The sequence below is a fragment of the Skermanella sp. genome, assembly GCF_059503625.1.
Genome location: NZ_JCACHA010000908.1, coordinates 1 through 7,532, shown reverse-complemented (window position 1 = coordinate 7,532; position 7,532 = coordinate 1). Strand labels below are relative to the sequence as shown.

7 protein-coding genes are annotated in these 7,532 nt (G+C 65.8%); 1 reads left to right on the top strand and 6 read right to left on the bottom strand.

The features are described 5' to 3' along the window. Positions 1 to 605, top strand: a 605-nt coding sequence (locus AC5JJ6_RS33145; RefSeq protein ID WP_496046128.1) for an alanine:cation symporter family protein, incomplete at its 5' end; no start/stop codon positions are given. A gap of 52 nt (positions 606 to 657) precedes the next feature. Here AC5JJ6_RS33145 and AC5JJ6_RS33140 read toward each other — a convergent pair. The 6 genes from AC5JJ6_RS33140 to gltS all read right to left on the bottom strand — a co-directional run bounded on the left by AC5JJ6_RS33140 (position 658) and on the right by gltS (position 7,480). Beyond that, complete coding sequence (locus AC5JJ6_RS33140) at positions 658 to 873, bottom strand: hypothetical protein (protein WP_496046127.1); 216 nt, start codon at positions 871 to 873, stop codon at positions 658 to 660. Between the two features lie 171 nt (positions 874 to 1,044). Next, positions 1,045 to 1,449 (bottom strand): DUF1850 domain-containing protein, encoded by a 405-nt coding sequence (locus AC5JJ6_RS33135; RefSeq protein ID WP_496046126.1) that lies wholly within the window; start codon positions 1,447 to 1,449, stop codon positions 1,045 to 1,047. Further along, positions 1,450 to 3,549, bottom strand: coding sequence for a TRAP transporter permease (locus tag AC5JJ6_RS33130; RefSeq protein WP_496046125.1), 2,100 nt, complete (start codon positions 3,547 to 3,549; stop codon positions 1,450 to 1,452). Positions 3,550 to 3,638: 89 nt separating this feature from the next. Next, positions 3,639 to 4,604 carry a TAXI family TRAP transporter solute-binding subunit gene (locus AC5JJ6_RS33125; RefSeq protein ID WP_496046124.1) on the bottom strand — a complete coding sequence of 322 codons (966 nt, stop codon included), beginning with the start codon at positions 4,602 to 4,604 and terminating at the stop codon, positions 3,639 to 3,641. A gap of 149 nt (positions 4,605 to 4,753) precedes the next feature. Beyond that, positions 4,754 to 6,259 carry a TAXI family TRAP transporter solute-binding subunit gene (locus AC5JJ6_RS33120; protein ID WP_496046123.1) on the bottom strand — a complete coding sequence of 502 codons (1,506 nt, stop codon included), beginning with the start codon at positions 6,257 to 6,259 and terminating at the stop codon, positions 4,754 to 4,756. Between the two features lie 12 nt (positions 6,260 to 6,271). Continuing rightward, positions 6,272 to 7,480, bottom strand: a complete 1,209-nt coding sequence (gltS, locus tag AC5JJ6_RS33115; RefSeq protein ID WP_496046122.1) for a sodium/glutamate symporter — start codon at positions 7,478 to 7,480, stop codon at positions 6,272 to 6,274. Positions 7,481 to 7,532 lie beyond the last annotated feature (52 nt).

Here is a 7,532-nt window from a genome sequence, read left to right as displayed (position 1 = left end):
CCGGCGGAGTGGTCGGCGCCCTGATCCAAGGCTTCAAGCGCGCCGCCTTCTCCAACGAGGCCGGGATCGGTTCAGCCTCCATCGCGCACTCCGCCGTACGCACCAAGGAGCCGATCACCGAGGGCTACGTCGCCCTGCTGGAGCCCTTCATCGACACGGTCGTCATCTGCACGATGACGGCGCTGGTCATCACCATCAGCGGGACGCTGTCCACCGGCCTTACCGGCGTCGAACTGACCTCCGCGTCCTTCGCCACGGTGGTCCCCTGGTTTCCCATCGTCCTGACGGTGGCCGTCGTTCTGTTCGCCTTCTCCACCATGATGTCGTGGTCCTACTACGGGCTGAAGGCCTGGACCTACCTGTTCGGCGAGAGCCGGGCGATGGACCTGCTGTTCAAGCTGATCTTCTGCTGCTTCACCGTGCTGGGCGCCAGCATGAACCTGGGGCCGGTGATCGACTTCTCCGACAGCATGATCTTCGCCATGGCGATCCCCAACATCATCGGGCTCTACGTGCTGATGCCCGTGGTGCGGAACGAGGCCGAGGCCTACTGGTCCAAGCTGGATGCCGGCATCATCCGCAACTTCCGTCACGCGCGATCATGACGTCCGTCCGGGAGTCCGGTCTTCCGAACGGACGTATCTTGTCCGGCGGTCACTAACGCTGGACCCTATTGTAATTGCCGTGCCAGTCCTGCTGAGGGGCTGTCCTCGTTGTTTCCTGGACCGGGCGCGGATCTGCCCGGTCCGCCGGCTTGGCGAGCAGGGACAAGCCGAACACCGCCAATGCGAAGAGCGCCAGAAGGACCGGCATGCCGATGCCGGCTCTTCCGGGCCGGGCGGGACGTTCCCGAAGTTGGGCGCTGTGTGCCATGAGGTTAACTCCAACCGGTTTCAAACGACCGCTGGAAAATCGGTTCTCAGCGTTACCTCAGCTTGCCCCTGTCCCGGACTGGCGACAAACGGGCAAATCTATTCCGGTCATTAGGATTTCTCATGGTCGGGGCCTGCCGGCGCGGACAACGGGGAAAGACCGACCAAGCGTCTAAGGGCCGGCGCAGGGATACAAGGCGACCGGCCGGTCGGCCACTCCGGTCAGGTCCGCCAAGTTGCGGCATCCATCCTTCACACAAATGCGGTAGTCGGCGGCGAAGCTCGAATTGGCGAGGCTCAGCCGCTCCATCGGCGGGACGCGTGGCCGGTAGACCCAGGAACCGTCCACGAGCTTCGCCCCGTCGGGTACCTCCATCCCGGCCCCGTTGCCGCGCACGCGCGCTTCGTCCAGCACCAGTCTCCCCTGCGCGATCCGCCAGTCCTCGCGCCACTCGATCCGCTCGACCGAGTGGGTCCAGGCAAGCGAAAACGCCTCGACGGGGAGGCGCGCCACCGGCGCGTCTGCCGCCCCGGCGCCCGCCAGAGCGATGCACAAGGCGGCTGACGCCGGCGTCACTCAGGCGGTCCGATCCACGTGCCGTTCACCCGGCTGGTTGCGGGTGCGCCACCAATGGAAGGCCGCGAACCCGACGAACAGGCCCAGCCCCAGCTCGTCCGTTATCGGCAGGGCCACCACCAGAAGGAACGCGGCGGCCGTCGCCCAGATCCGCTCCAGGATGGTCAGCTTCGCCCGCAGATAGCCGATCGCCGCGGCGCCCCACAGGCCGATCGAGATCAGCGCCTTGATGACGATATAGACCGTGGCAACCGGATCGCCGGTCTGGAGCATCAGGCTGGGAGCGTAGACCGCCATGAACGGCACGACGAAGCCCGCGACCGCGATCCGCATGCATTGCAGGCCGATCTGCAAGCCGCTTGCCCGCGCAATCGGCGCCGCCGCGAAGGCCGCCAGCGCCACCGGCGGGGTTAGGTCGGCCATGATGCCGAAGTAGAAGACGAACATATGGCTGACGATCAGCGGCACCCCAAGGTCGAGCAGCGCCGGCCCGACCAGCGAACTGGTGATGATGTAGTTGGGGATGGTCGGGATGCCCATGCCCAGGACCAGACAGGTCAGCATGGTCAGCACAAGGCTGAGGAACAGGTTGCCCTCGCCGACGGACACGATCACGCGGACGAAGTTCGATCCAAGGCCGGTCAGGGTCATGGTGCCGATGATCACGCCGACCAGGGCGCAGGCGACGCCGACGCTGAGCGCGTTTCGGGCGCCCTCCGCCAGGCTTTCGACCGCGAGTTCGAGGGTCTTCCTTCCGCCGTGCGTGAACAGGTTGACCGCGATCAGGACGCCGACCAGCAGATAGACCGCCGTGATGCCGTACTGGAAGAACGCCGACGCGGCGACGCCCAGAACTATCCAGAAGACGAAGCGCAAGGCCATCGGCCCGAGCAGGGTCGAGACCGAGGTGCCGAGGACGATCAGGATCGTCAATCCCAGCCCCACGGTGCCGGCGAACAGCGGCGTATAGCCCGAGAACAGCAGATAGACCAGCACCGCCAGCGGCAGGATCAGGAACCACTTGTCGCGGATCGCGGTGAACGGGTTGGGACAGTCCTTCTTCGGCAGCCCCATCAGGTTCAGGCGCCCGGCCTCCAGGTGGACCATCCACAGCACGGTCGCGAAGTAGAGTATCGCCGGAATGACGGCGGCCTTGACGATCTCGACATAGGGCACGTTGATCGTCTCGGCCATGATGAAGGCGACCGCGCCCATGACGGGCGGCATGATCTGGCCGCCCATGCTGGCGGTCGCCTCGACGGCGCCGGCGAAGGCCGGGCGGTAGCCGAACCGTTTCATCAGCGGGATCGTGAACTGCCCCGTCGTCACCACGTTGGCGACGCCCGAGCCGTTGATCGTCCCCATCAGCGCCGAGGAAACCACGGCGACCTTGGCCGGACCGCCGCGCTGATGCCCGACCGTGCCCATGGCGACGTCGGTGAACAGGCCGATCATGCCGGCGCGCTCCAGAAAGCTGCCGAACAGGATGAACAGGAAGATGTAGGTGGACGAGACGAAGATCGGCGTGCCGTAGATGCCCTCGGTACCCAGGAACATCTGATCGACCACCTGATCGAAGCCATAGCCCCGGTGATTCAGCGGCGACGGCAGGTATTCGCCGAACAGGGCATAGCCCAGGAACACGGCGCAGACGATCGGCAGCGCTATTCCCATGATGCGGCGCGCGGCCTCGAACACCAGTGCTATGCCGATCAGGCCTACGACGATGTCGGTCGTGCTCGGGTCGCCGGCCCGCAGCAGCAGGTCGTTCTCGAAATACCAGTGATACAGGCCGATGGCGAAGCCGAGTACGCCGAGCACCCAGTCGAACCAGAAGCCGCCCTTGCGGCCCGGACGAAGGGAGGCGCACAGGGCGAAGGTCAGCAGCATCAGGAAGCCGACATGGAGCGAGCGCACGACCAGACTGGAAAGCGGCGTGTAGGAGGCGGTGTAGACCTGGAACAGCGAGAAGATCACGGCGATGGCTAAGATGATCTTGCCCGTGCCGGTCGATCTGTCGGTCGGCCCGGCATGCAGCGGGCTGGACTCGGCGGGTCCCCGGCCCGGCTGAAGGATCTCGGCTTCTGTATTGGCCGGCATGCGGTTTTACCTCCGGAAGCGGGCGGAACTGGGCAGGCGTGACGATGCCCCCGGACGGCGTCCGGGGGCATCGTTCCGTATCGGCGTGGTTACTTCAGGACGCCAACCTCGCGGAAGTACTTCTCGGCGCCGGGATGAAGCGGGATCGGCATGCCCTTGGTCGCTTCCTCCCGCTTGATGTCCTTGGCGGTCGCGTGGGCCGCCGCCAGCACGCCGAGGTTCTCGTACATCGACTTGGTCATCTGGTAGACCAGTTCGTCGTCCACGCCGGAATGCGTCACCAGGAAATTAACGACGGCAGCCGTCGGCACGTCCTGGGTCTGGCCGTCATAGGTGCCGGCGGGAATGGATTCCGGCACGTAGACGGCGTTTCCAACCTTGGACACCACGTCGGCCGGGATCGGAACGATGACGATCGGATTGGTCGCCGCCAAGTCGCGGATCGAGGCGACGCCAAGTCCAGCCGACTGAAGCGTGGCGTCGATCTGGCGGTTCTTGACCAGCTCGACCGATTCCGCGAACGGCAGATACTCGACCTTGCCGAAATCCTCGTAGGTCATTCCGGCCGCCTTGAAGATGGCCCGCGCGTTCAGTTCGGTGCCGGAACGCGGAGCCCCGACCGAAATGCGCTTGCCCTTGAGATCGGCCAGGGTCTTGATGCCGCTGTCGCCACGGGCGACGATCTGGATGTAGTTGGGGTAGATCGCGGCCATGCCGCGAATCTTGGAAAGCTTGCTCTTGAAGCCGGCTTCCTCGTCGCCCGCCCAGGCCGCCGCGACCGAATCTCCCAGCGAAAAGCCGACCTCGCCCCTGCCCTGCTGAAGCAGGTTCAGGTTCTCCACCGATGCCTTGGTCGATTGCACGGAGGTCCGCGCATCGGCGATCTTGTCGGCGTAGATCTTGGTCAGCGCCACGCCGAGCGGATAATAGACGCCGCTCGTCCCGCCGGTCAGGACATTGACGAATTCCTCGGCCTTGGCCGGACCGGAATACGAGCCGACGGCGCCCGTCGCCAGGACCACGGCGGCAGCCGCCGCAAGAATTGTCTTTTTCATCCTCATCCTCCCACTCTTATGAGTTTCTTCAACGCGCAATTGCGAGGGTAACGATCGCGCCTGTCACCTGACAGCAGAACAACACCGTGCGATACGATCGTTTCCCAATAAATCGTTCCGCGTCGCCATAGGCGACCGTGCCGGGCCAGTCACTGCGTGGCGGCGGTCGGCGTATCGCCCAGCCATGCCTCCGCCGCCGGGTGAAGGGGGATCGACAGGCCGCTTTCGGCCCGGTTGCGGGAAATCAGGGCGCCCGCGGCACTTCCGGCGGCGACGAAGTCGATGTCCTTGAAAACGGTGTCGAGCATCGTCGTGACCTCGACGTCGGGCATGCTCCGCCGGGCCACCAGCAGCGCCGTGACGGCGACGGTCGGGACCGGTTCCGTCTGCCGGGGATAAATCCCGGCGGGAAGGGTCAGCGGCACGAGCTGGCCGCTGGACGAGCTCAAGGTCCGTATCGCCTGCGGGTCGAGCGGCAGGAAGCGGATGCCCGACTGCGCCGACAGCCGCTGGAACAGGCGCGCCGGCGCATTGATGACGCTGACCACCGCGTCGATGTTTCCGGCGGTCAATGCCTCGACTGCGCGGGCCGGCCCCATGTCGGTCACCTGCGCGAAATCCGCCAGGCCAAGTCCATGGGCACTCATGACCGACCGGGCCGTCAGAGCCGATCCGGAACTCGGCAAGCCCAGATCTATCCGCTTGCCCCGCAGGTCGGCGACCGTCCGGATCGGATCGTCCGCCCGGACGACGATATGCACCGGCTCCGGAAACAGGCTGGCCAGCGCCCGAAGATCGGGGTCGGCGCCGGCATCCTGGTACAGTCCCTCGCCGCGCGCCGCCATGGCCGCGATGTCGTTCTGGGCGAGCACGACGTCGGCCGACCCATCGCGGACCAGCCGGAGGTTCTCGACGCTGCCGTCGGTGGCGACGCCGGCCGAGCGGATGCCGTTCGCCGAGATCGTGGCGGCGATGGTCCGGGCAATCAGGTTGTACTCGCCGCCACCCGGTCCGCCCGCAATGACGAAGGCGCGCTGAAGCCGGTCGAGACGAAGCGTGATCTGGCGGTAAGCCTCGTCCAATTCCTCGGTGATGATCGCGCGGGCCTCGCCGGCATCGTCGGCCGGCGGCCCCTCGAACAGCGCCATGATCTGGTCGACCAGCCCGCGCGCGACGGCAGGAGGTCCCGTATTGTCCAGCGGCGGCGGTTCGCTGACGGGAGACTGGGCCACCACGACCGGCTGCCAGTCGCCGTCCGTCCGCTCGAACCCCACCGAACCGCGTACCTGCAGCGTGTCGCCGGCGGCGTTGCCGTCGCGCTGGATGCCCTGAAGCCCATGTTCGGTAGCGCCGAGCAGGCTGGCCAGAGCCGAGACGTTCAGCGCTTCCCAGTCGTTGAAGGAATAGTCCCGGAGCAGCCGGAGGTCCGCGTTGTAATAGACGATCTTGCGCTCCGTCCCGTCGGCTCGGGCCGGAAGCGGTCCGCTGCCGACCCGCTCGAAGGAGGCGATTTCGACGACCGGTTCGTCGAAGGTCGTGCCGATGGCGCCCTGAAGCGCGTCGCGGACCGCCGCCTCGTCGGGCGTCTTTTCGCACGCGGCCGTGACGACCAGCGCCAGGACGACCGCGGCGATGCGGAGAAGTCTGCCGATCATGGTACTCTCCTGCTAGAAGCCCAGCCGGGGCAGGCTCATGAATCCCTGGATGACCAGCGCGTTGGCCAGATCGATCAGGAAAGCCCCGACGATCGGGATGATCAGGAAAGCCTGGGGCGAATGGCCGTAGCGCCCCGCGACCGCCTGCATGTTGGCGATGGCCGTGGGCGTCGCGCCCATGCCGAAGCCGCAATGACCCGCCGACATGACCGCCGCGTCGTAGTTCGACCCCATGACCCGGAAGGTCACGAAATACACATAGACCGCGATGGCGACCGTCTGCGCACCCAGGATGACCAGGATCGGCAGGGCAAGCGAGACAAGCTCCCACAGCCGCAGCGCTATCAGCGCCATTGCCAGGAAGAGCGACAGCGACACCGTGCCGAGCAGGTCGATGGTCGCGGTGTCGACCTGCCGCAGACCGGAAATGCTCAGCCCGTTCCGCAGGATGACGCCGGTGAACAGGGTCCAGACGAAGGCCGGCAGCGTCAGGTAGTCGTTCTTCAGGATCTGGCCGAGATACGTCCCGACCATGACGCAGATGACGATCATGAACAGCGTTTCGACGAAGCTCTCGGGGCTGAGCGTCCGCCGTTCGTCACCGCCCAGCTCGCCGGGAGCGCCGTCGTCGTCGGCATCGGCGCTTGCGGTCAGTCCGTGCCGGGTAATCAGTCGCTGCGCCAGCGGACCGCCGATCAGACCGCCCAGGACGAGGCCGAAGGTGGCGCACGCCATCGCGATCTCCATGGCGCCCTGGAGATTGTAATCTTCCCCGAAGCGGGTCGCGTAGGCCGCGCCGGTACCATGCCCGCCGGACATGGTGATCGATCCGGCAAGCAGGCCGGTGAGCGGATGCATGTCGAGGCTGAGGGCGGCTGCGACGCCCACCGCATTCTGGATAACCAGCATGACGGCCACGACCACGAAGAATATCAGGACGCTGCGGCCGCCCTGCATCAGCGTCCTGACATCGGCGCTCAGGCCGATGGTGGCGAAGAACGCCAGCATCAGCGGAGTCTGGAGCGACATGTCGAAGGTGATTTCCATGCCGCCGCCGAAGCGAAGGGCGGTGATGACCAGCGCCGCGATCAGGCCGCCGACCACCGGTTCCGGGATATTGTAGCGTTGAAGAAAGCCGGCCTTGGATATGACCACGCGGCCGATCAGCAATACCACGATGGCGGCAACCAGCGTGGAAACGACGTCGATTTCCAGTTTCATCCCGCCCTCTTCCGCAGATCATAAGGCTTCCAGGAGGTCGTATGACCACCTG

Coding starts and splice junctions, on each gene's coding strand:
- gltS (WP_496046122.1), bottom strand. CDS start 7,480: ATGAAACTGGAAATCGACGTCGTTTCCACGCTGGTTGCCGCCATCGTG.
- AC5JJ6_RS33130 (WP_496046125.1), bottom strand. CDS start 3,549: ATGCCGGCCAATACAGAAGCCGAGATCCTTCAGCCGGGCCGGGGACCC.
- AC5JJ6_RS33140 (WP_496046127.1), bottom strand. CDS start 873: ATGGCACACAGCGCCCAACTTCGGGAACGTCCCGCCCGGCCCGGAAGA.
- AC5JJ6_RS33120 (WP_496046123.1), bottom strand. CDS start 6,259: ATGATCGGCAGACTTCTCCGCATCGCCGCGGTCGTCCTGGCGCTGGTC.
- AC5JJ6_RS33125 (WP_496046124.1), bottom strand. CDS start 4,604: ATGAAAAAGACAATTCTTGCGGCGGCTGCCGCCGTGGTCCTGGCGACG.